We start from the raw sequence: 22967 nt of genomic DNA on the forward strand, positions 1-22967 counted from the left end.
TCATGGCTCCATTACGGGTTGTTGGTTGGTGCGTGATGTCGGTCTTTGTTTTGGCCGGCTGCGTTCCTCAGGGGTTGTATTATTGGGGAGCTTATGAAGACGGGCTTTACGATCGGTATGTCGAAAACAGCGGCGAACAAGTCGAAGCTTATTTACGGCAATCGATGACCGAGGCAGAGGCTAATCGCATGCCTGTGCCGCCGGGGTTATATGCGGATTATGGTTTTGTGTTGTATCAACGCGGAGACAAGGCGGGAGCAATCGACTATTTTCGCCGTGAACGCGAGCTTTATCCCGAATCCACGGCCTTGATGAATAAATTGATAGAACGAATCGAACAGCAAGATAAGTCGGGTGCTGCGGAGTTGCCAGCCGCGAAATTAGCCGGAGAAGAGCGATGAAATGGGGTGCGATTATTTTAACGGCATGGCTTATGGCCGGTTGCGTGCCGCGTCAACGGCTCGATCTCGATACGTTTTATGCGCATCAGCCGAGGTCGATTTTAGTCGTGCCGGTCGTTAACGAGTCTCCCGAAGTCACTGCGCAATCGGTTTTTATCAGCACCATAAGCCGGCCTTTGGCTGAACGGGGCTATTATGTTTTTCCGGTTTATCTGACGGATATGATACTGCGCGATTTCGGTCTCGTGGAAGCCGGACATATTCATCAAATGCCGGTGGATCGGTTTTTTGAGTTGTTCGGCGCCGATGCGGTGTTGTTTGTCACGATCAAAGATTGGAGTACCAAATACTTGGTGGTGGCCTCGTCGGTCGTGGTCACGATGGAATACGTTCTGAAAGATGCCAAAACGGGCTTGGTTTTGTGGGAAAACCAGCAGACTTACACGCACGATTCCGGCGGCGGTGGTCATCCGATTGCGATGGCGGTAGCGGCAGCGATCAATGCATTGGTTACCGATTATTTGCCGTTGGCGAGGAAAGCCAATTTCATGGCCTTTGCGCCTCCAAAGGGCTTGCCGGCGGGACCTTATCATCCTGAGTACAAAAAGGATCATGAGCGGTTTTAGTTGAGATGTTGGGTTCGATCCCGCGCGGGGCCGGATGTTCTGTGGGAGCGATCCCCTGAACGTCCCTCGTCTACCAAAAAGGGGTCAGGTTACTTTTTGCTTTCTGATTGGATTAATACCCAAAAGGGGTCAGGTTACTTTTTGCTTTCTGATTGGATTAAGAGCAGGCGACAAGAAAGTAACCTGACCCCTTTTTTGCCTCATGATTGGTATCGACAAAATCAATTGGCACGATATGAGGGTTATTATGCGTCTATCGTTTATTGTTGTCTGGCGGCCTTGGGGTTGAATGTGATCGCGGAAGATATGAGCAACCAGGGTAGGGTTGATTTGACCGTCAAGTTGGCTGAAAAGATTTTTATTATTGAATTTAAAGTACTGGAGGGAAAGCGCGAGTCGGGGCGAGCATTGGCGCAGATCAAGGCAAGAAAATATTGGCAAAAATACGCTACCGGTGAGTTTCAGGTGATGTTAATCGGTATCGAGTTTGATAAATCTGAGCGAAATATTGTTCATTTTGAGTGGGAAGCGGTTTAATTGATATTTGTTACTATTTCGGCCAAAGCTTAGGATTGATAGCGGTCGCTGTGCAACCGTTGGTTATGTCCCGTATCTTATCGGTGGCCCGGAATTCCAAGGACGAATGTTTTTTAACTGGGCCTCAAGAGCATCTTCCGTAATTTCGGTATCATAGCTTGCCTGAGCCCGCAGCCAATACCCGTTGGACAAGCCAAAGAAACGGCAGAGTCGTAGATCAGTATCTGCGGTTATCGAACGCTTTCCAGCAATAATTTGACTGAATCGCTGCGCAGGGACTCCAATTTCTTTTGCTAGGCGGTTTTGAGAAATACCCATGGGCTCAAGAAACTCTTCTTTCAATAACTTGCCGGGTGTTACAGGGTCAATGTTGCGCATGAATTACCTCTTACCGTTCTTCATGCAAACGACCTTCTACATATTTGTGGAGGATGCTGGCAACAAGCGTCTGGTAAGGGATGCCTTCCGCCAGGGCTTTCTTCTGGAGTCCACGAAGATCCTTCGATGAAAGCCTGATGTTGATACGGGCATCTTTCTTGAACATGGCTTCTGCGTATTGCTGATGCCGCGCTTTCTGTTCTTCAAAATCTGGAGTTCGCTGCAACTCGCCAGCATCGAATGCATCCAGAATTTCTTGCTCTTCTTTATCCAGTCTGTTCATTTCGGACCTCCCAAATAAGCTTTGGTTGCTTTCCTGCTCGGAATGATTGTTTTCAAAAAAATCTCATCTTCCGATTCTACAAAGGGCACCAGATAAGCATACTCCTCTATCTCAATCACATGTATCTGTTGGCCTGGATATTGTCTCTGATTCGGATGCTCGAACGTGTCTAAAATTCCCCCAACCGAGATGTGAAAAACCACATCCTCGAAAGAGATATTCCGTTCCTCTTACAGAAGCTTGTTCTTCTCTGGATTCCATGTGATTGGTTTCATGGAAAAAAGTGTAGCACATCGTGTGCTTTTTGTATTCAAACCCGCCCCGTGCCTTAATCCTTGATGGAGCGACGAAAACTATTAACGCGAACATAGCATTTTACAGGCTCGGTATAACAGTTAAACTTTGGAATTGGTGGGCGGCTCGTACTTGCTGCCTTCGTTACAATGATATAAGAAAGAGAAAAACTGATGAAACCTGGAAAACGAGATATCCCGGTTAAATGTAAGATATCGGGCAGACAATTAGAGGAACTGCAAAAACATACTTGGTTTATGAGTGAGGCTTATGGTTTGGATACCAAGATTGGCAATTACAAGGGAGTTAGGCCAATTTCGCTTTATCAATGGGATTTGGATTGCTTGCTAGGCGTTCTTGAAATGGTACTGGACAATGAAAAAGAATATCCCGAAAAGCAGGATGAAGGCTATCTACAGCTCTATGCTTTATACCAATTCTTGAAGCAGGAATATCAAGAGACTTATGAGCCTGCTATCAATCGCCTCCCTCTGAGAAAGCGATAGGCATACCCCACACCTTTTATTCGTATACGGTTTTTCGATCAAAAGGGAGTGTCATCTTGCCGTCTTAGCTAATGTGACCTCGATACCATTTATTGTTACCTTTTCGATTGGCGATTCAGGCTATTTGGCGCTTTGTTGCTATGAATTAGCGCTGACGCTATCTACATCTAGGCCAATCGCCTTTTCCTCGGCACTTGTTTGCCAGATTCGGTCGCGACCATGTCGATGTATTCCCTTTTTTGTTCCGGCCCGTAGCTGACATGAATCGGCCGGTTTTCGCCGTAAAAATACAATCGGTCGAACGGCGTGTTTTCGGCGATCCAGTCGGCGACTTCGCGCATGTTTTCGTCCTCGACGATAAAGTCGACTGCAGCGCCGAGACGAGGGCAGATCAAATTGTTTCGCGTGTTGCGTTCGTGGGCGGCATGCTGGTCGAGTTTCGGCGCGACACGCTTCTTGATCAGTTTGCCAAGTTCGTGCGAGCAAAAGCCGTAGGTCAGGCGAAACATGCCGAAATATTCGATCGCAGGATCGAGTATGTTGACGGCCAAGTCGTACAGTGCGTTATAGCTGTCCGGCTGTTTGGGCAGATTCGGTAGGCCGGTGTTTTGTTGCGTTTCGCCGCATTCGATCAAGTGCCGATAGGTCAAATAACCGCCGCAATTGTCGTCGAGATTCGGAAGGCTTCGGCTGCGGATCAGTTCGAAGTCGTCGATTTCCCAGCGAAGCTTGGCCAAGGTTTCGCGAAACTCGTCCGGTTTCGGGCCGTATCTGCTCAGGTCGAACAGATTCAGCGCTTGAAGTTGTTCGTCGAAATTTAATTGTTGTGCGTAATTCGGGAATTCTTCGTTGATGTAGCGCGATTTCAAGTACAAATAGGTCGGTTCGAATTCCTCGCCGTATTGAAACAGATCGAAAGTTTGTTCGCGCAGGTTGATTTTGACGCGTTCGAGCAAGCGCGGCAGAGGTTGGCCGGTAAAGTCGTCGTAGCGCATCAGACTCAGTTTTCCGGTCTGACTGTGAATCTTGATCAGATCGGTTTGTTCGAGATCGCCGTACAGCACCGTCGCGTAGCCGATGTAAATGCGCAGTAATGCCGGGAGTTGCAGGGCTAAGCCGGTCTGTATGAACAGCGCATCTTCGTCGTCGAGATGGCCGTGTCCGTTTTCGGCGGCTTGCCGGCAAGTGTCGATCAGCAAGTCGGCATCGCTGATTTTAAACAGCACTTTTTGCGCGGCTGCCGTTGCCGTATTGTAGTCCCCGAAAAAGGCTTTGATGTCTTTTTGCAGGGTCGCGTCGAGATGTTTGTAGGCTTTGCGTTTGGCGAAGGCTTGCAGGGCGAAATAGGTCAGCAAGTCGTCGATGCGGCTTTGCCGGGCTTTTTCGAGCAGGTCTTCGCCGAACCATTCGAGCATGAAACGCAGGGCTTTGTTGGCCGTGCCGAAGGCTTCGGTGACTTCGACGAGCGCTGCGATTTCGCTTTTTTCGGGCAGTCTGCCGAGTTCCAGCGTTTGTTGCCAAAGCGGTTCGAGCAGGTGCCGGGCAGCTTGGTATTTTTGTTCAGCACGCGTCAATCTCGGCTGCGCCTGCGAATACGGCCGCTGCGTCAGTCGGAGCACATTGCGGCGGCTGTTCTGCCGGTTCAGCAGAAAACGTTGTTCGGCGTCGGTATCCTTGAATACGAAGAAGATGCCGGGAGCAATTGGAATCGGGTCCGCATCGAGGGTTTCGCCGATGAATTCCTTGAGTTCGCTTTGCGTGTAATATTTCTGGAAGGTGTTGCGTTGCGTGATGACGCCGTCGTTGTAGGATTGGCCTTTCCACGCGTTTTGGTTGAACAGCATCGCCGAAACGACCAGGACTTGACGGGTCAATGCGTGGGCGCCGAGCAGGGCTTCGGTGCGTTCTTGATAATTTTCGATCACATTGATGACGAAGCCCAGATTGACGATATCGGCCTCGTGTTTCGTTTGGTCGGGCGCGTAATGCGGGTCCCAGCCTGCGACCGGAATCGAGTTGGCTGTGAGGTTTCGAATATCGTCGCCTTTGCCGCAGCCGTAATCGAACACCGACAGGCTGCCGTTCAAAAAACCGTGCCGGGCGAGGCATTGCATCGGCGCGGATAAATTGCTGCGCGACAGCGCGGTCAAATGTCGGGCGATTTGCTGGGTCGATTCGGATTCGGCACTGTTTTCGTCGAGCGTTTCGACGTTGCCGATCGGCACGAACTGTCCGTCGATCAGTTGAAAACCCTTGTCGGCGATCAGGTTTTCCCAGGCCTGCCGAAAGCCGATCGACACGGTGTCGTCGAACAATCCCAATTGCTCGGCGGTTTCGGTCAGCTCGCGGTATTCCGTCGCTCGAGTATCCCGCTCGCTGAGTAATAGTTCTTTACGGTGCAGGATGGGTGGGTTCGAGGAATATTTGTAGCTGCGTTTGTCGACGCGGCCCTTGTCGAGATCGATGCGATAGGCGGTTTCGAGAGACGGGAAGGGCGTCTCGAAAAAGTTCGGATAATTCAGCAAGGATAAGGCTTGTCCGCTGATTTCGTATTTGACGACGTTGTAATCGCGGGCCGCTCGTAATCCGGACAGGTTTTCGGCGTCGGCGACGCGCTGCCGGATATCGCCGCCTTGCTCGGCGGTCACGCTGCAATGCCAGTACACATGGTTCAGAACTTTTTTGCCGATCATGGTTTCTGCATCATTCGAGCGCAAGCGTTCTGAGACGTTCGACCGCTTCGGCGATCGATCGGCCGGCCGATACGATTTCCGTTTCGGTCGTGTAGCGCCCGAAACTGATGCGGACCGCGCCGTAGAGGCGGTCGCCTTCGATGCCCATCGCGCGAAGAACGTGCGAGGCTTCAACGGCGCCGCTGTTGCAGGCCGAACCGGAAGCGATCGCGACTTGGTCGCGCAAGGCAATGAGCAGGGCGCTCGCGTCTACGTTGGCGAAGCTGAGATTGACGATGTTCGGCAAACAGTGCGTCGGATCGCCGTTCACAACGAAGTCGCCGGCGGCTTGCAATGATTCCAGCAAAAGCTTTCGCAAGCGCTCGGCATGATCGAGGTCTTGCGCTTGTCGTTCATGCGCGATACCGAACGCTTCGGCCATGCCGGCGATTTGATGCGTCGCCAACGTCCCGGGACGCAGGCCGAATTCCTGGCCGCCGCCATGAAGTAACGGCGCAAGCGGGGTCCGTTTGCGATTGCGGATAAACAGACAACCGATGCCTTTCGGACCGTAAAATTTATGCGCGGAAATCGACAGTAAGTCGATCGGAATGGCCGATAGGTCGATCGGCAGTTTACCGGCGCTTTGTGCCGCGTCGACATGAAAGAAGATGTTTTTGTCGGCGAGGGCGTCTGCGATTTGTTCGATCGGTTGTATGACGCCGGTTTCGTTGTTGATTTGCATGACCGATACCAGAATCGTTTCATCGCTGAGCGATTTCAGGAGGTCATCCGGTACGATGCGGCCATTGCTGTCCGGCCGTAAATAAGTAACGGCGAAGCTTTGGCTTTCGAGGTGTTTAAAGGTGTCTAAAACCGACTTGTGTTCGATTGCGGTCGTGACGATGTGCCGGCCTCGATCGCGGTGAGCGAGCGCGATGCCTTTGATGGCGAGATTGTTGGCTTCCGTTGCGCCGGACGTGAAAACGAAATCTTTGGCATTGCCGTGACATGGCTCCGCGATTCGAGAGCGTGAACGTTCGACAACGGATTCGGCCGCTTCGCCCATACCGTGTTGTATGGAGGAAGGGTTCGCGAACAGTCCTGTTTGAGTTAAATAAGGCAGCATTGCATCAACCGCTTCGGGGGCAATCGGCGTTGTAGCGGCATAATCGAGATAAATCGGCGAGTTGAACTGTTTCAATGGTTTGGAGAGTTTCAAGATATCCGGAAGGTTTACAATACTTGCTCTTGAGGCTACTTAAAAAGTCAATTCCTTACGGCAAGGACGACAAAACAAATGGCTTGTAATGATGGCCCAATAGTACAAGAGTTTCATTGCGGTTGTAAGCTGTTTGCGCATATACCCGTAGATCAAAATTCGGCACCGGAGTGTCCGTCAAAGGACGCCGTGAATACGTCCCTGTAGGCTCTATGCCAGCTCCATGCTGGCAAAGCCTTTGCCGCACACCCCGGCACCTCCTCAGGCACTGCCGAAATTTGAAGTGCGAAAGGTATAAATGGATAACTGCCGGAGTGATCGACAATGGATTAACCTTTTTTAAATGCAGGATTACAGTAAAATAAGCGGTTTTCCATTAAACCTTTGCATTCCATGTCAGAACCTACCGGATTAACGTCTTATGAGTTGATAGGCGGTGAAAAAGCCTTGTTGGGCTTGGTCGACCGATTTTATTTTTTTATGGATACCTTGCCCGAGGCCGAAGGGATTCGCGCAATGCATCAACCGGATTTGTCCGGCGCGCGCGACAAACTGTTCAAGTTTTTGACTGGATGGCTCGGCGGGCCAGATTTATTCGTGCGCGAATACGGACATCCAAGACTGCGAGCCCGGCATTTTCCGTTTGCGATCGGCGAGTCGGAGCGCGATCAATGGATGCTGTGTATGAAAAAAGCCCTGAGCGAACTGCCGATGGAGGCTCGGCTCAGAGCCGAATTGAGCGAGGCGCTTCAGCAATTGGCGACGCATATGATTAATGTTGAAGGTGAAAGGTGAAAGGTGAAAGGTGAAAGGTGAAAGGTGAAAGGTGAAAGGGGAAAGGGGAAAGGGGAAATTATGACTTGACAAGTGTTTTAAATGCAGCATTATTTTGCTAACTGCTAACTGCTAACTGCTAACTGCTAACTGCTAACTGCTAACTGCTAACTGCTAACTGCTAACTGCTAACCAACCCGAGACACAACCATTTCCAATTTACCTTTTACTTATCAAATTCGCCGCAGTTCTAGGGCGACTAAAGCGCGGATTACGGTAGCGCCTGGTAAGGTGCAAGTCGTCGCGCCGGCCGGGATTTCCGAGCGAACGTTGCATCGTTTCGTCGAGCAAAAACAGCAGTGGGTTGTTCAAGCGCTGAACCGCTTGGAAGCGCGCGTCCAACAGGTGGAAAGCTTGGCGCCGGAATTTTATATAGACGGTGCCGAGATTCCTTATCAGGGCGAGCGCTATCGGCTCAACGTCATGCCGACTCGTTTGAAGCGAATCAAAATTGAATTTTCCGATCGATTCATTGCACATGTGCCGGAAGTCATGCCTTTGGGCGATCATAGCGAGGCGATACGGGACACTTTGATTCGTTGGATGAAGATCGACGCCAAGCTCAAGACCGAACATTATGTCGAAAAACATGCGCACAAACACTTGTTATCGCCCCGGTCGATCTCGATCCGCTCGCAAAAAAGCCGATGGGGAAGTTGCGGCATTCATAACGACATCCATCTCAATTGGCTCTTAATCTTGGCTCCGCCCGACGTATTCGAATATGTCGTCGTGCATGAGTTGTGTCATATTAAAGTCAGAAATCATTCGAGCCGGTTTTGGCAGTTGGTTGCCGACCATTTACCCGATTACCGGCAGCGGCGGCATTGGCTCAAAGAGCAAGGTAGCCGGCTGATGATGGGGTTATAGCTACCGATGACAATCAAAAAACTTTTGTTTTACGGCACGATTGCCTGCATTTTGTTTGCCGGGCAGTTTCTATACAGCCGGGGACTTGCCACCGGAAAACCGCCTGAACTAGCGCAAACTACCATACAGGGCGAGCGTGTTTCCGACCGAATCGCGGCCGGTCCCGGCTTGATTTACTTTTGGGCCGAATGGTGCCGAATTTGCGCGATGATGCAGGCGCCGGTCAGTGCGGTATTGAACGATTTTCCGGGCGTGACTGTGGCTTTGAGATCGGGCGATGCGGATGAGGTGAAGGACTATCTCGATAAAATAGCATTAAATTGGCCTGCGGTCATCGACGAAGACGGTTTGATCGGCGATCGCTTCGGAATTCGCGGCGTGCCGGCCGTTTTTATTTTAAATCCTGAAGGCGAGATCGTTTTTACGTCGGTCGGCTACAGTACCGAATGGGGCTTGCGCTTCAGGCTTTGGCTGGCCGCTTGGCTTTGAACGTGAACGAGTCCAAGATGAGATCGTCAAGCCGGCCGCTAGCGTCTGTCGCCGCGCTGTTTTTCATGACCGGCATGGCGGCGCTGATTTATGAGGTGTTGTGGCTAAAAGAGCTGGGCTTGTTGTTCGGCAATACCTCTCAGGCAATGGCGACAACATTGACCGCGTTTTTCTTGGGGCTGGCCGCCGGCAGTTATTATTGGGGGCGGAAAGTCGCAGCTTACCGGGAGCCGCTAAAATTGTACGCCGGGCTCGAGGTTGCGGTTGCCGTTTGCGCGGCAGGTTATTTCATATTACTCGAGGCCTATGGCCGGATCTATCCGTGGGTATTCGATTGCTGCGGCAATCATGCCGGGTTGTTTACCGGCGTCAAATTCGCCTTGTCGTTGACGGTGTTGTTTCCACCAGCTTTTTTCATGGGCGGTACGCTGCCGGTGCTGAGTCATTTCGCGGCGCCGAATCGAGACGATTTAGGCCGCAACACGGCCTTGCTATACGGCGTCAATACCTTGGGCGCGGTGGCCGGTGCGCTGTTGGCAGGGTTTTATTTGCCGGTTTGGCTAGGCTTTAGGGCCAGTTACGGATTGGCGATGGCGATTTCGTTGACGGTCGCGGCGGGCGCTTATGTCTTATCGAAACCGCACACTGAGCAAAGCCAAGCGCCGATTGAAACCGGCGGCATCGCCTTCCGTCCGCTCGCCGTCATCGCGTTCATGTCGGGACTCTCGATGCTGGCGCTGCAAGTATTGTGGGGCAGGATGTTCGCGCAGGTACTGCAAAATTCGGTCTATACCTTCGCGTTGATTCTATCGGTGTTTCTGATTTGTTTGGCTTTGTCGGGGTTTCTGGCGCGCTGGTTGATGGCCGTTCGATTCGATGCCGGAAAGCTTTTGTTCGCTGCGCTGATGGCCGGCGGCCTTCTGGTCAATATTGGGCCTTTTGTGTTTTTGGCGTGGACCGACGAGTTGCACTATATCGGTTCGGATGTCGGTTGGTATGCTTATTTGCTGCAAATCGCGGCACCCGCAGCGGTTATCATGGGGCCTCCTTTGCTATTGTTGGGCATGGCCTTGCCGCTGTCGATTCGTTTGGCTCAAAATCACGGACCAAGCGGCGGAACGCTGGTCGGGCAACTGGTCGGCATCAATACCTTCGGCGCGATAGCCGGTTCCATCATTGCCGGTTTTTTGATATTGGAATGGGTGGGGCTATGGGCCGGAATTCGATTGGTTGCGGTTCTGTATTTTTTGACGGCCGCCTATTGGTTCAGTCGGACGACGGGGATGACTTCCAACTATCGACAGCCTGGTCGTTCCGATAGTCAGAATTTATTTCGATCAGACTGGTGGAGTCAACGGGGAAGGTTGTATTTACCGGCAATCTGCATTTTATTGGCGGTTTCGGTTTTCGACACCGGCAAGTTGCCCTTGGTTAAAGTCGATCCGGTCAATGAAGAAGAAAGCCTGCTGGAATTTTGGGAAAGCAGCGCCGGTACGGTCGCGGTGATCCGGCGCGGCGAACATTTAAAAATCAAGGTTAATAATCACTATACGTTGGGCGGGACAGGCTCTTTCAAGCTCGAGCAATTGACCGGCTCGTTGCCGGTTGCCTTGCATCGTGAGCCGCGTTCGGTTTATATATTGGGCCTCGGTACCGGCATTACCGCAGGCGGCGTGTTGGAACACCCGATTCAGAGCCTGACCGTGACCGAGTTGCTGAATGATGTCGTCGCGGCATCGGATAAATATTTCGGCGCCTACACCAACGGTTTGTTTTACGACCCGAGAGTGCGTGTCTTGCATGAGGACGGCCGTAATTATTTGCGCGGCGCGCGTGAAAAATTCGATGTGATGATCGGCGATTTGTTCGTGCCCTGGGAAGCCGGTACCGGAAGTCTTTATTCGCTCGAACATTTTAGGACGGTCGCCGAACGCTTGAATGAAAACGGTTTGTTTATGCAATGGCTGCCGGCTTATCAATTGTCGCAAGTCGAATTCGATGTGATCGCCAGAACCTTTTTGGAAGTTTTTCCTTATGCGACGGTGTGGCGCGCCGATTTCGGAGCATTGAGGCCGGTCTTGGGTTTGTTGGGCGGCAAGAGCAATCAAGATTTCGCGGCATTGTCGGCGGGGCGTCATCAAAAACTACTGTTGCATTTTGCCGGCGATTTGGTTTCCATAAGAAGCCGTTTCGAACAGGCGCGGCTGAATACCGACGACAGGCCTATCATCGAGTTTTCCGCGCCGGTGAGTCAACGCTCGATTAAAACCGGACGGCAGGAGTGGCTGGTCGGTGCTAAATTGATCGAATTAATGGAGGCGCTACAACCTAGCGCTTCGGATTATATGATCGATGTTCCGAAGCCTTCGAAGCAATGGCCGCAAGCCGGTTTCAATTTGCAAAAGGCGCAATGGCTTCGCTACCAAGGCCTGCTGAAAGAGGCCGAGCAAGCCATGGCGAACTATCGGAAATTGCTTGGCGAAGAAGAACAATAGCGAGTAATTCGCTTGTTTTGCTGGTTGCCAGGGAGGACGACCATACCTTTCGCACTTCCAATTTCGGTAGTGCCTTAGGAGGCGCCGGGTTGTTCGGCAAAGGCTGTGACAGCAGGAATGCTGTCACAGAGCCTACATGGACGTATTCACGGCGTCCTTTGACGGTCACCCCGGTGCCGAATTTTGATCTCCGATAGGTATACACAAGTCATGTATTACCTTTTGTCGTTTCCTGATTAGCAAGATGCTTCAGCTTGCCGAAGCCAACTGTCCGAGCAGTGACCAGTCGTAGCCACTTTTGCGGGACGGGTTATTTAACCCGTCCCCAAGGTTTTGGTTTGCCCTAAACATTTCGGCTAACTTCGGCCAAAGTCAAAACGTTTAGGACGGGGTTGCAAACCCCGTCCTGCTAGGGATATGCTGGTTTTTGGGCTTTAGCTGAAGAAACTTGCTAATCAGGTGTCGTTTTGACTAACGAGTCTTCGATATCATTTATTGCTGCTTAACACTCTCGGCTTCGAAGTCGCGATCTGGGGATCGCTCCCACGGAGCATCCGCCCCTTGTGGGAGCGACGCCTTCGTCGCGATTTCGAAGCCGGAGCGTTAGGTGACAACAAACGGTATCGAGGTCACACTCGCTAAACCTCGAAGGATACGCAGTGCGTTCCATAGCAACCGGAAAGAAAAACGATTCAGCTTTCACTGAATGCATTTACCTTTAAAAACCTATCAAGGAGTCTTTATGCACGTAACTTTGGTTCATGTTCACGTTAAACTCGATCATATCGACGATTTTATCGCCGCCACGAAACGCAATCATGAAGCGTCGATTCGCGAAGCCGGCAACCGCCGCTTCGATGTATTGCAATCGCCCGAAAATCCGGGGCAGTTCATTTTATACGAAGCCTACGTTTCCGCCGAAGATGCCGCGGCTCATAAACAAACCGAGCATTATTTGGCTTGGCGCGATACGGTCGCCGATTGGATGGCCGAGCCCCGTCAAGGGATTCGTTACGAAGGACTATTTCCGCAGGGGTAAACGATGCAATTCAAACCATTTTCGATTTCACGCCTGCCGCGCATTAGCTACGGCAGGGGACGGCTTAGCGAAGTGCCGGCCTTGACGGCTAGTTACGGCGGCAATGCCTTGTTGGTTACCGGTAAGCAATCTTTTTGCGGTACGGAACGTTGGCCGTCGTTTATCGAGTCCTTGGAAATGCAAGGCGTTCGCTGGTTGCATGTCACGGTTTCGGGCGAACCGTCGCCGGAGCTGGTCGACCTAACGGTTAACCGGTTTTGCGACGAGACGATTGCGGTCGTTGTCGGTATCGGCGGCGGTAGCGTGCTCGATGCCGCGAAAGCGATAGCAGGGCTTTTGCCGCACGGTAATTCGGTCATGGATCACTTGGAAGGCGTCGGCAGGAATATTCCTTACCGGGGGCCTAGTATACCGTTCATCGCCGTTCCGACCACGGCCGGTACCGGCAGCGAAGCGACCAAAAATTCGGTGTTGAGCGTGCAAGGTCCGGAGGGATTCAAGAAGTCTTTTCGAGACGAATGTTTGATTCCCGAATATGCGGTAATCGATCCCGACTTGCTGGAAAGCTGCCCGCGCGACTTGATCGCGGCCGATGGCATGGACGCCTTCACGCAACTATTGGAATCCTACGTCTCGCTAAAGGCCAATCCCTTCATCGATGCGTTGGCTTGGAGCGGCATGACCGCCTTCAAGGAAGGTTTCTTTGCCGCTTGGGAAGGCCAGGAGCCGGAAGCCGCTAACGGCCGCGCCGCGATGGCCTATGCATCCTTGCTTTCCGGTATTACGTTGGCGCAAGTCGGTTTGGGTTCGGTTCACGGCCTGGCTTCGCCGTTGGGCGCCTTTTTCCCGATACCGCATGGCGTGGTTTGCGGAACGATGGTTGCCGCCGCCACCGAAATCAATATTCAAGCGATGCAAGCGCGAGAACCCGATAATCCGGCGTTGGCTAAATACGCGCAAGTCGGGCGTTTGCTGACCGGACGGAACGATATCGGCGATTCGAGTGCGCGCGATTCATTGATCGCGTTGCTTGCCGAATGGAGCGAAACTTTACAATTGCCGCGCCTTGGCAATTACGGCATCAGAGAGGCCGATTTTGCAAAAATCGTTGCGAACAGCCGGGGCAGCAGCATGCAAACCAATCCGATCGTGTTGACCGATACCGAGATCGAATCGATATTGCAGCGGCGGCTTTAAGCTTAACGCTCAAAGGTAGTGGTTTATCGTGAATTGTCTAGTTTTTGCGCAAACTGGATTGGCTTTTTTTCGATTTCTTGAGTTTTTTTTCAGAGCCGGCTTGTTTAAGGCGTGTCTGGGCTAAGTTAATCAGCGTTTCTTGGGCTCCAACGGCGTCCTGTTCATTTTTCGGTTGGCGCTGAACATAGCTGCCGTCGGACTGCATCTCCCAAACGCTTCTTTGATTATTTAATTGTACGTTCAATACTTCTCGTAGCTCGGCTTGTAATTCGGGTTTCCTGATCGGTGTGACGACTTCTACGCGGCTTTCCAGGTTGCGTTTCATGCAGTCGGCCGAGCCGATGAAATATTCTTCGTCGCCGCCGTTTTGGAAATAAAAAATCCGCGAATGCTCAAGAAAACGGCCGACAATACTGATGACGCGTACCGAGTCGGAAATACCCGGAATGCCGGGGCGCAGTCGGCAGGTATCGCGGACGATCAAATCGATTTTGACACCGGCTTGAGCTGCCCGGTAGAGCGCGGCCGTGATATCGACATCTTCTAAGGCATTCATCTTGAATTGAATCAAACCGGGTGTTTTTGGCGAATGTTTGGCGATTTCGCGTTCGATTTTTTCAATTAAGGCGGGCTTTAGAAATTTTGGCGAAGTGAGTAGGCAGTTGTATTGGCGCTTCGGAACCAGGCCCGTCGTTAAATAATTGAATAACTCGGTAAGGTCTTTGCCGATGTCTTGGTCGCAGGTCAAAATGCCGAGGTCGGTATAGAGCCTGGCGGTTCCTGCATGATAATTTCCTGTGCCGATATGCGCGTATCGACGCAGGCCGTTGTAGTCCTGGCGGACGACATAAATCACTTTGCTGTGCGTTTTGAGTCCGACCACGCCGTAAGTGACATGAATCCCGGCACGCTCCATGCGTTGCGCCCATTGGATATTGGCCGATTCATCGAAACGCGCTTTTAGTTCCACCGATACGGTCACCTGCTTGCCGTTTAATGCGGCGTCGATCAAATATTGGACGATTTTGGTGCCGGCCGAAGTGCGGTATAACGTCATTTTAATGGCCCTAACATTCGGGTCGCGACTGGCTTCCTTGACGAAGCGTTCGACCGTCGTGACGAAAGACTCATAAGGGTGTTGCAGCAGTATCGTCTCTTGTTCGCGAATGGCATGAAAAATATTCGGCGAACCGGCTAATTTAGGGTGATCGCAGGGGTGATGCGGGGCGTCGAGTAAGTCCGGCCGGTCGATCGCGGCGATTTGAAATAAATCGGACATCGCCAAGCGCTCGTCGACGATGAAGACATCATGCTCATTCAGATTTAGTTCGGCTGTCAACATGCCGCGTTGTGACTCACCCATCGTTGAAGCGACTTCGAGTCTAACGACCGAGGCGAATTTGCGTTCGCGCAATTCCGACTCGATCATTTGCAGTAAGTCGTCGGCCTGGTCCTCGTCCTTTTCGGTGATAGCGTTTCGAGTTACACGAAACAAATCCGCAAAAGCGATATTCATGCCCGGAAACAGTAAATCTAAATTGTTCGCGATCAAATCGCCCAGCGCAACATAAACAAGCTCGTTGCTGACCTGAATGAAACGCGGCAGTCTGGGACCGACCGGGACTTTGATCCTGACGAGCGTGACGAGTTCGGGGTCCGTGCAATAGACGCCGGCTAGTAGGTTCAACGCTAGATTCGAAATGAACGGAAACGGATGCGCGGGATCGATCGCCTGAGGCGTCACTAGCGGAAAAATATTCTGGATATAGTAATCGCGCATTTGTTTTTGTTGAGTGCGCGTTAATTCGGTGAAAGGAAGGATACGGATGTCTTGCGACTCGAGATGCCTCATTAATTCAACGAATAATTGCTGTTTTTTCGCTTCGATTTCGCGTACGACCGCGTAGCATTCGGCGATTTGTTGTTGCGGGCTACGACCGTCCACGGTCAACTCGGTGATGCCGGCGCCGAGCTGTTGTTTCAGTCCGCCGATGCGCTTCATGAAAAATTCGTCCAGATTGGAGCTAACGATCGCGATAAACTTGACTCTTTCCAGTAGCGGCGTTCGCTCGTCTTCAGCTTCGTGCAAGACGCGTTTATTGAACTCGAGCCAAGTCAATTCTCGGTTTAGGTACCATTCGGGAGAAGTTGCGTCGAAGTCTGCACGAATAGAGGGGGCATTCGGTTCGATAGTGCTGCTTTGTGTATTCATTGCTTCCAGGCGCCCTTGGTCAATATGTCATCGAAAGTGGATTACAAATTATAACCGATCGGGAGTAGGCTTCTGGAGTCTTTAAGCTTTCGCAAATAATCTTGGTGCGTTTGTTTATGCCCACCATAGCTCAAAATTCGGCACCGGGGTGCCCGTCAAAGGACGCCGTTAATATGTCCATGTAGGTTCTATGCCTGCTCCATGTTGACAAAGCCTTTGTCGGACACCCCGGTGCTTTCTCGGGAACTACCGAAATTTGAAGTGCGAAAGGTATATTTTTAACGGAATACTACGAATCCGGAGCGAGTCGCTTCAAGGTTGTAAAAAACTATCAAAAGGCTTTAAAGGGCCCTGATCGACCGTGCGACCATTTCGGCCCACCGGCGGGACATAGAGAAACTTGTCCTCCGCCAAACTGGGGTCGATCTGACCGCCGACACCTTCCTCATGTCCGTGCGGCACCCAGAGCTCGGGATGATCGAAAGGCGCTTTTTCCCAGCGCACCCGCTCATCGGTCAAGGTTTTCATGAAAGCGACCAAACTCGCTTTTTCTACTTCGGAAAAACCCTGATCGAATACCAAAGTGCCCGCATGGCGCCGATTTTGTATATTTCCGCCTCGATTGTAAAACTCCACGACTTCTTCAAGCGATTTCATGCTGCCGTTATGCATGTAAGGCCCGGTCAACTCGATGTTTCTTAGGGTCGGCACCTTAAAGGCGCCCTTGGTCAAGGTTGAGAGCCGACCGTTATAGGGTTTACGCATTTCCGCCTCAACGACAGCGGGAGACGGCACTCTGGCTAGCGATCTTAGGGTCCTACCGCCGCATACCGGACCACGCCCAAAACGCCGATCAGGAATCGTCTCACTGTCGCCAAACTCGAAGTCCTTGACGAAGGACTCTACAAATTCACAGGCGACTACCCTAACGGGATCAACCATTGCCGCAGAGGGGTTTGCCAAGACCGACAAATATTGTTCCGAAAATGATAAGGGGTTACCGAACGGATCCTTGCCGCCCAAGCCCACGTCATAGTCGTCCGGTGTCACGCTGGTATTAAAAAAACCTATGTCCATCAATGTTTTATCAATACCCACACCACTGGTTTGCGCGCCAAGGACAGTTCTGTCGACCAATCGATAATAACGCGGCTTTCTACGTCCGCTAAAATATGACTGAGGATTGATCGCCGCCGAGAATGTCGGCCCGGAATGGCAATTCTGGCAATGCGCATCGAAAAATACATCGAGTCCTTCTTTTTGTTGGGCGGTAAAGCCGTAGGGATAGCCTTCATCGTCCAAAGGTTGATCGAAAGGCGCTTGATCGGAGATTAGCGTATTTTCGTAAAGCTGAATAGCCAGGCCGAAAAAGAAGGCGAAATTTGCCTCGATATGGGAATAAGGCTCGCCCGTATTCGAAACGCCGAAATCCGCATTACCCTGCCAGAATTTTCTATGGAAGGCTTTTTCGATCAATTCGCCATAAGTGCTATTCAAACCTTTTCCGGATTCATGCCGCACCACACCCAATACACTGTCTTCGGCATGAACAAGCTGTGTTTCGAGCGGACGGCGCCGAACTAATTTTTTGCCTATTTCGGAAAAGGTCCGTCCTTGGCAGGACATTTCTATCATATCCAATGGCGGCTCGACAGCCTGGGATGCGAGAGAAGCATGTTCCAGATATAAACCGATTTGCCGGGCTCTTCTGCCTTTTCCGGTTACCCAAACCTTGGCATTGGGATCTCGATGTCCAAAGCCCGATACGCCGTTAAAAATATTGTTGGCGCGCCCATCCCAGAAGTTTCGAAAATTGAAGGCCGCATTGATGACCGTCGGCGTATTGCGATTGGTGACTTGACGAGTGTTTAAGCCGTTAGCGTGGAAAATATCGCTGTTTTGAGGAGTGCATTGGTCGATGCCGTCGCCCGTTTCTTGAGCACTTTCAAATACACGTGTAAAAGCGCCGGAGGAACCGACCGCATTGTCCGTCGCGAACAGCACCTCCGAGTTTTTGTCGGCGGGATCGCTTAAACGAAAAAAAGGAAAGTCGCTGGCTTTAAGCTCATAATCCGGTCCGCCAATTTCGAAACGTTTCGCGCTTTCGGTATCCGTAGTATGACGCTGACCGCTATTTATTTGATTACGCGTGCGCCGGTCGGCTCCTGCATGGAAATGGCAACTGGCGCATGCAATGCCGTCGCTACCGACATTGACATCCCAGAATAAGGCCTTGCCCAATTGAATCGCGGCCTCTTGGTCCACGACAATTGAAGCGCGCCGGCCAACCAAGCCCGGAGTCTCGGGCAATGTGACTAAACCAAATGAATGATCTTCGGCGAAACCATGCGCCAGTGCCCATTTTGGGTGAGCCACGCAAACCGTCAACAAACACGCTAGCGATAATGCGAATTGACGGACAGAGGTTTTTTTTACGCTGATAAACATGATCTTCCAAAAAATGCGAGGGGGAAGCAAGCCTTGACTCGCCTCCCTTTTACGAGAGGAACCGCTCAGCCAAGATGCAACCGAGAAGGCTTGAGCCTCCAAACAGTCGCGACCAAAAGACCAGTCGGCCAAGATTAAGATATAAAGCTAAACTCGGTAGTTTAGCCATACAAGTATTTCAAGAGTTGATCTAAACATCCCGCCAACCTCATCGTTGAGCGAAAGCTTTATACAACCGCACAATAAGCTTTTGACTTAATGTCTTATTCTTCATGATCTTCATCTTGAAAGAGTTTTTCTAGGATAAAGCCCATACGATTAGCCAGCACTTTGAACCTATTCGCCATCAACTCGGAGTGTCGTTACCCCGGCAATCATGCCGGGGCAACTTTAGCATTAACCATTATTCCCGTTTCAGCGAAAGCTGGCTGAACATCGGAAACGTCAATTACCGGCTTGGAAAGCTGACATGAACATTGACGGGATAGCGATTTCCAGCTCCGATTTTAGATGTGTCGATGTCTTCATCGGGATTAATGCCGCCGACGACGAACTGATACAGCCCGTTTCTAGGCGGCGTAAAAGTCAAGCTGACTTTGCCGGGCTCGCCATCCAAAACTTTGTTAATCGCCGACTGGTCGAATGCTTCAGGCAATACATCACCCATGCCATCGCGATCGAAGGCATTAGCGATAAATTCCATGTGAATTCTTTGCGATCTACCACTATTTCTCGGGTTTACCGGATCATCGTCGACAACGGCATTCAGATTTATCACATCCTGAGATTGGCTATAGGAGTGCGCGTCGACAATATACGGCCCAGCAAAAGCTCGACCTTGCTGCCTGAACCAAACCGTTATACCTGGATGGAAGCCGTCAATATCCGAGGCATCGACGGTAATAGTGACCGGCTGGCCTCTTCTTAAGCTCATGGTTCCCCAATTGGCATGATGCGTCCAGCCCAGATAACCCATCGTCAAATTATACCATGCGTCCGCCCTGACATTTAGCGTACGAGAACTATTGTCTGGCGTAAACTCAAATAAATGAACATCCGGCGTGATTACCGTTGCTGCATTCGAGGGCAGGCTGACCAAAGCCCCCATGGCGGCTGCGGCGAAGGTTAAGGCTTTCAGTTTGCTTGTTTTTTTCATTATTTCTCCATTACTTTAATAATAGCCATGCGTTAGTTTTTAGCATTGGCATATTTTCGATTAACAAAAATGTTCAGTGCAACCCAATTGATAGAATCTATATGGTTGCAATTTTATCTGCCTTCCTATTTCCTGATTAGCAAGATGCTTCAGCTTGCTGAAGCCAATTGTCCGAGCAGTGACCAGTCGTAGCCACTTCTGCGGGACGGGTTATTTAACCCGTCCCCAACGTTTCGGTTTGCCCTAAACATTTCGGCTAACTTCGGCCAAAGTCAAAACGTTTAGGACGGGGTTGCAAACCCCGTCGTGCTAGGGATATGCTGGTTTTTGGGCTTTAGCTGAAGAAACTTGCTAATCAGGTCCTATTTTGTAAATTAAAGAGCGAGTTCAGCGATCAACCTGTTTTTTGAGATAGGAGACTGAACAATTAACCTCAATTTGTTTGCATTACCTCGGTATTGAATAAGTTAACTGTAATTATGTAACTATTCAGCCCCCAAAAACTGTTTTAGGGCAATAAGCCAGGAAAATGTTCAAGAAGTACGAATAATTACAATTAACTCGGCCGCCTTTTATTAATAGACACCCTGTATCAATACACCAAGATAGTTTATGCAATAAGAAGGCCATTTTCTAAAAGTAAAACATTTTCCAAGCTTAATAATTTAAAAAGGCTATTTAAATTAAACTACTAGAGGGAATCAATATTCGTTGAATTTAGCGTGCCTGTCATTAGAAAGCTGATTTTTTAGATAAATTGAAGTGAGGCATATGGCTCACATGTGCGGCATATGCCCTGCTTGTGAGTTAAATAACGCAGTTAAATTATCCTAAAAAGAGCAGTTGAGAGCCTCAAACTACCGTTCGCCCTGAGCCCTGTCGAAGGGTGAACGGTAGTTTGAGGCCTCACCAAGCCGGTGAAAGTGTTGTAGACCCTTCATGCTTCGACTTAGCTCAGCACGAACGGTCTACAACACATGTCAACAGCTCTTTTAAGGATTATACCTTTCGCACTTCAAATTTCGGCATTGCCTAAGGAGGCACCGGGGTGCTTGGCAAAGGTTTTGCCAGCATGGATGCTGGCATAGAGCCTACATGGACGTATTCACGGCGTCCTTTGACGGCCCCCCGGTGCCGAATTTTGATCTGTGATGGGTATAATTCGCCGGATTATGATCTTATTTTTTATTCCATGGTGCGGGCGATACAGGTTCTGTTGCGTCCTTCCCGCTTGGCTTGATATAACGCGTTATCGGCGATGGCAAGGAGTTCTGTTCCGATTAATCGAGGAAAGTGCGCCGAGTCTGCCAGGCCAATGGACACGGTACAGTTGAATCGTTGGTTCCGAGCTTGAAAATGAATATTGGCGAATTGATGGCGGATGTCGTCCAAAAGCCGATAGGCATCGTCTTGATCGCACTCCGCTAGGACTGCGGCGAATTCCTCTCCGCCGTAACGGCCGATGATGTCCGAATGGCGAAGGCGTTGACGTAGCAGCATGGCCAGCGAGGCGATGACGTTATCGCCGACCGTGTGTCCGTAGGTATCGTTGACTAATTTAAAATTATCGATATCCAGCATCGCGATCGAGACCGGTTTGCCGTTACGTTGAGCTTGGGCCGTTTCCAAATCGGCTGCTTCTTTGATACTGGCATGCTTCAATAAGCCGGTCAGGCTGTCTTTAGTGATGAGAGAAGTCAATCGGCGCGCTCTTTCGATACGCGCGCGTGTTGCGCCAATCAATTGCGCATCCGATATCGGTTTCATTAAGAAATCGTCGGCCCCCTGGCCCATGGCCAGAATTTGTATGTCGAGATCGCTTTCGGAGGAAAGAAAGACTATCGGCAGGCCCGACCATTCGTCGTATTGGCGAATGACTCCGGCAAGATCGAGACCGGTAAAGTTGGGCATATGCAAGTCCAACAAGATTATTTCCGGCCGGAAATTCGCGATTTTGGTTATAACGGCTTCGGGCTGTTGCAAAACTTCCGCCTGCATGCCAGCGATAGCCAAAACCAATTGATAGTGGGCGGCTAGATCGTTGTCGTCGTCGATGATCAAAACACGCTGGGGAGGCGCTCTTCTTTTTTCCAGAATGTGCATCATGCGATTGATCAAAATCGTGATGTCAACCGGTTTGACAAAATACCCCTCGGCCCCGAGCCGCGCCGCGCGAACCCGCGAGTTGAAATCGTCGGTCGACGAGACAAACAAAAGCGGACAGTCTAGCGACTTTAAGGTGATTCTATCCTGGAGAAGGATGGAGTCTTGTTCGGACGGGCGATGTAATAATACGTTCATGATCAGCAAATCCGGGCGCTCGAATTGCGAGGCGGTTTCCGCGTCTCGGATAGATTTGAACAAATGGACTTCGAAGTTGAAAGACTCTAATTGGCGAACCAACTCTTGTTCGAATGCCGCATCATCCTCGATCAGCCAAACTCGCACGGTCTTGTCGATAGGCATGTCCGATGCCATTGCAAGCGAGGCGTCCGATTGATTTTCAGTCGGTTGAATGACATCTTTAAGTGCGCCAATGCCTTTAATAATCGATTGCCGGATTTTATCGTCGATCTCGCCGGAACGGTCTTCAAGCCATGCTTGGAGGCGGATTTCCAAAATTCGCGCTGCTTTGCCAAGCGCAGGCACTCCGAATGTACCGCATGAACCTGAAAGTTTATGTAGGCGATGATGCAATTCGTTAAGAGCGGCGACATCGATGCCGGGTTTGGTCAGGTTTTCGGCGATGGCCTTTAAGCTGTTTAATTCGACCGGTAAACGCTTTAAAAACTGGGCGCGTAATCGCGATAGTTGTTCCTGGGCATCACACTGCTTGGATCGGGGCATTTTGTTCTCGTTTTTCCCAAATTATGCGGATTTGGTCGGCCAAGGTCATCGGGTCGAACGGTTTGGCGATGACATCGACTGCGCCTAACGATTTGTAATACGCAATTTCAGACGGTTGAATCTTGGCGGTCATAAAGACTATCGGAATTTCAGCGATGATAGGTTGTTCGCGTAAACGATTGAAAGTCGTCGGGCCGTCCATGCCTGGCATCATAACATCGAGTAGGATTAAATCCGGCATGAAATCGGCCGTTTCGGTCAAGGCTTCCTCGCCGGAAGAGCAGATTTTTACAGTGAAGCCGCCTACCATTTCCAATGCCAGTTTCGCCACGGTCTGAATGTCGGGTTCGTCTTCTACATAGAGTATGCGTTGAAATGTGCTCATAAAAGAATTCCCTGGATGGAATGGGTTAATTACGGATAGCGAAGGCGTTTTGGTTTGATACGTTTGTTCAATCGAA

General features: G+C 50.7%; 19 protein-coding genes. 10 read left to right on the forward strand and 9 right to left on the reverse strand.

The window, feature by feature from the left end; translation table 11 throughout:
- Positions 1–2 precede the first annotated feature (2 nt).
- The 3 genes from EQU24_RS07595 (at position 3) to EQU24_RS07605 (ending at position 1564) form a co-directional block, all read left to right on the forward strand.
- The gene (locus EQU24_RS07595) at positions 3–401 is read left to right on the forward strand and encodes a DUF4810 domain-containing protein (protein WP_026130101.1); all 399 of its coding nucleotides are present in this window, start codon (positions 3–5) and stop codon (positions 399–401) included.
- A complete protein-coding gene (locus EQU24_RS07600; RefSeq protein WP_017840063.1) occupies positions 398–1027 on the forward strand; it encodes a GNA1162 family protein in 630 nt (209 codons plus the stop codon). Before EQU24_RS07595 ends, EQU24_RS07600 begins: the two co-directional genes overlap by 4 nt.
- Before the next feature lie 96 nt (positions 1028–1123).
- The gene (locus tag EQU24_RS07605) at positions 1124–1564 is read left to right on the forward strand and encodes a PD-(D/E)XK nuclease domain-containing protein (RefSeq protein ID WP_235726391.1); all 441 of its coding nucleotides are present in this window, start codon (positions 1124–1126) and stop codon (positions 1562–1564) included.
- 63 nt (positions 1565–1627) lie between these two features.
- On the opposite strand, the gene EQU24_RS07610 is transcribed toward EQU24_RS07605, so the two are convergent.
- Entirely contained in the window at positions 1628–1942 is a 315-nt protein-coding gene (locus tag EQU24_RS07610; protein ID WP_017840061.1) for a HigA family addiction module antitoxin, read from the reverse strand.
- Positions 1943–1952: 10 nt separating this feature from the next.
- Positions 1953–2225 carry a CopG family antitoxin gene (locus tag EQU24_RS07615; protein WP_017840060.1) on the reverse strand — a complete coding sequence of 91 codons (273 nt, stop codon included), beginning with the start codon at positions 2223–2225 and terminating at the stop codon, positions 1953–1955.
- A 467-nt stretch (positions 2226–2692) separates the two neighbouring features.
- Here EQU24_RS07615 and EQU24_RS07625 point away from each other — a divergent pair, with 467 nt between their 5' ends.
- Entirely contained in the window at positions 2693–3025 is a 333-nt protein-coding gene (locus EQU24_RS07625; RefSeq protein WP_017840058.1) for a hypothetical protein, read from the forward strand.
- Between the two features lie 167 nt (positions 3026–3192).
- On the opposite strand, the gene EQU24_RS07630 is transcribed toward EQU24_RS07625, so the two are convergent.
- Together EQU24_RS07630 and EQU24_RS07635 are read right to left on the reverse strand one after the other, a co-directional pair.
- Positions 3193–5718 carry a DNA phosphorothioation-associated putative methyltransferase gene (locus tag EQU24_RS07630; RefSeq protein WP_017840057.1) on the reverse strand — a complete coding sequence of 842 codons (2526 nt, stop codon included), beginning with the start codon at positions 5716–5718 and terminating at the stop codon, positions 3193–3195.
- 10 nt (positions 5719–5728) lie between these two features.
- Complete coding sequence (locus EQU24_RS07635) at positions 5729–6919, reverse strand: cysteine desulfurase family protein (protein ID WP_235726390.1); 1191 nt, start codon at positions 6917–6919, stop codon at positions 5729–5731.
- A gap of 393 nt (positions 6920–7312) precedes the next feature.
- Here EQU24_RS07635 and EQU24_RS07640 point away from each other — a divergent pair, with 393 nt between their 5' ends.
- From EQU24_RS07640 to EQU24_RS07665, 6 genes are all read left to right on the forward strand, one after another.
- Complete coding sequence (locus tag EQU24_RS07640) at positions 7313–7714, forward strand: group II truncated hemoglobin (protein WP_017840055.1); 402 nt, start codon at positions 7313–7315, stop codon at positions 7712–7714.
- 249 nt (positions 7715–7963) lie between these two features.
- The gene (locus EQU24_RS07645) at positions 7964–8623 is read left to right on the forward strand and encodes a M48 family metallopeptidase (RefSeq protein ID WP_279633408.1); all 660 of its coding nucleotides are present in this window, start codon (positions 7964–7966) and stop codon (positions 8621–8623) included.
- Between the two features lie 6 nt (positions 8624–8629).
- Positions 8630–9112, forward strand: a complete 483-nt coding sequence (locus tag EQU24_RS07650; RefSeq protein WP_017840053.1) for a redoxin domain-containing protein — start codon at positions 8630–8632, stop codon at positions 9110–9112.
- Positions 9113–9129: 17 nt separating this feature from the next.
- A complete protein-coding gene (locus EQU24_RS07655; protein WP_017840052.1) occupies positions 9130–11607 on the forward strand; it encodes a fused MFS/spermidine synthase in 2478 nt (825 codons plus the stop codon).
- Between the two features lie 742 nt (positions 11608–12349).
- Positions 12350–12646, forward strand: coding sequence for an antibiotic biosynthesis monooxygenase (locus EQU24_RS07660; protein ID WP_026130099.1), 297 nt, complete (start codon positions 12350–12352; stop codon positions 12644–12646).
- A gap of 3 nt (positions 12647–12649) precedes the next feature.
- Positions 12650–13843, forward strand: coding sequence for an iron-containing alcohol dehydrogenase (locus EQU24_RS07665; RefSeq protein WP_017840050.1), 1194 nt, complete (start codon positions 12650–12652; stop codon positions 13841–13843).
- 37 nt (positions 13844–13880) lie between these two features.
- Here EQU24_RS07665 and ppk1 read toward each other — a convergent pair whose 3' ends face one another.
- The 5 genes from ppk1 to EQU24_RS07690 form a co-directional block, all read right to left on the reverse strand.
- The gene (gene ppk1, locus EQU24_RS07670) at positions 13881–16055 is read right to left on the reverse strand and encodes a polyphosphate kinase 1 (protein ID WP_017840049.1); all 2175 of its coding nucleotides are present in this window, start codon (positions 16053–16055) and stop codon (positions 13881–13883) included.
- A 312-nt stretch (positions 16056–16367) separates the two neighbouring features.
- Positions 16368–18503 (reverse strand): cytochrome-c peroxidase, encoded by a 2136-nt coding sequence (locus EQU24_RS23250; RefSeq protein WP_017840048.1) that lies wholly within the window; start codon positions 18501–18503, stop codon positions 16368–16370.
- A 448-nt stretch (positions 18504–18951) separates the two neighbouring features.
- Complete coding sequence (gene corA, locus EQU24_RS07680) at positions 18952–19659, reverse strand: copper(I)-binding protein CorA (protein WP_017840047.1); 708 nt, start codon at positions 19657–19659, stop codon at positions 18952–18954.
- A gap of 1185 nt (positions 19660–20844) precedes the next feature.
- On the reverse strand, positions 20845–22506 hold the full coding sequence (locus EQU24_RS07685; RefSeq protein ID WP_017840046.1) for a diguanylate cyclase: 1662 nt from the start codon (positions 22504–22506) through the stop codon (positions 20845–20847).
- Positions 22484–22891 carry a response regulator gene (locus EQU24_RS07690; RefSeq protein WP_014149319.1) on the reverse strand — a complete coding sequence of 136 codons (408 nt, stop codon included), beginning with the start codon at positions 22889–22891 and terminating at the stop codon, positions 22484–22486. The genes EQU24_RS07685 and EQU24_RS07690 overlap by 23 nt, the downstream gene beginning before the upstream one ends.
- Between the last annotated feature and the right edge of the window lie 76 nt (positions 22892–22967).

Origin of the sequence: Methylotuvimicrobium buryatense (assembly GCF_005931095.1) — a bacterium.
In the GTDB taxonomy this organism is placed as follows: Bacteria; Pseudomonadota; Gammaproteobacteria; order Methylococcales; family Methylomonadaceae; genus Methylotuvimicrobium; species Methylotuvimicrobium buryatense.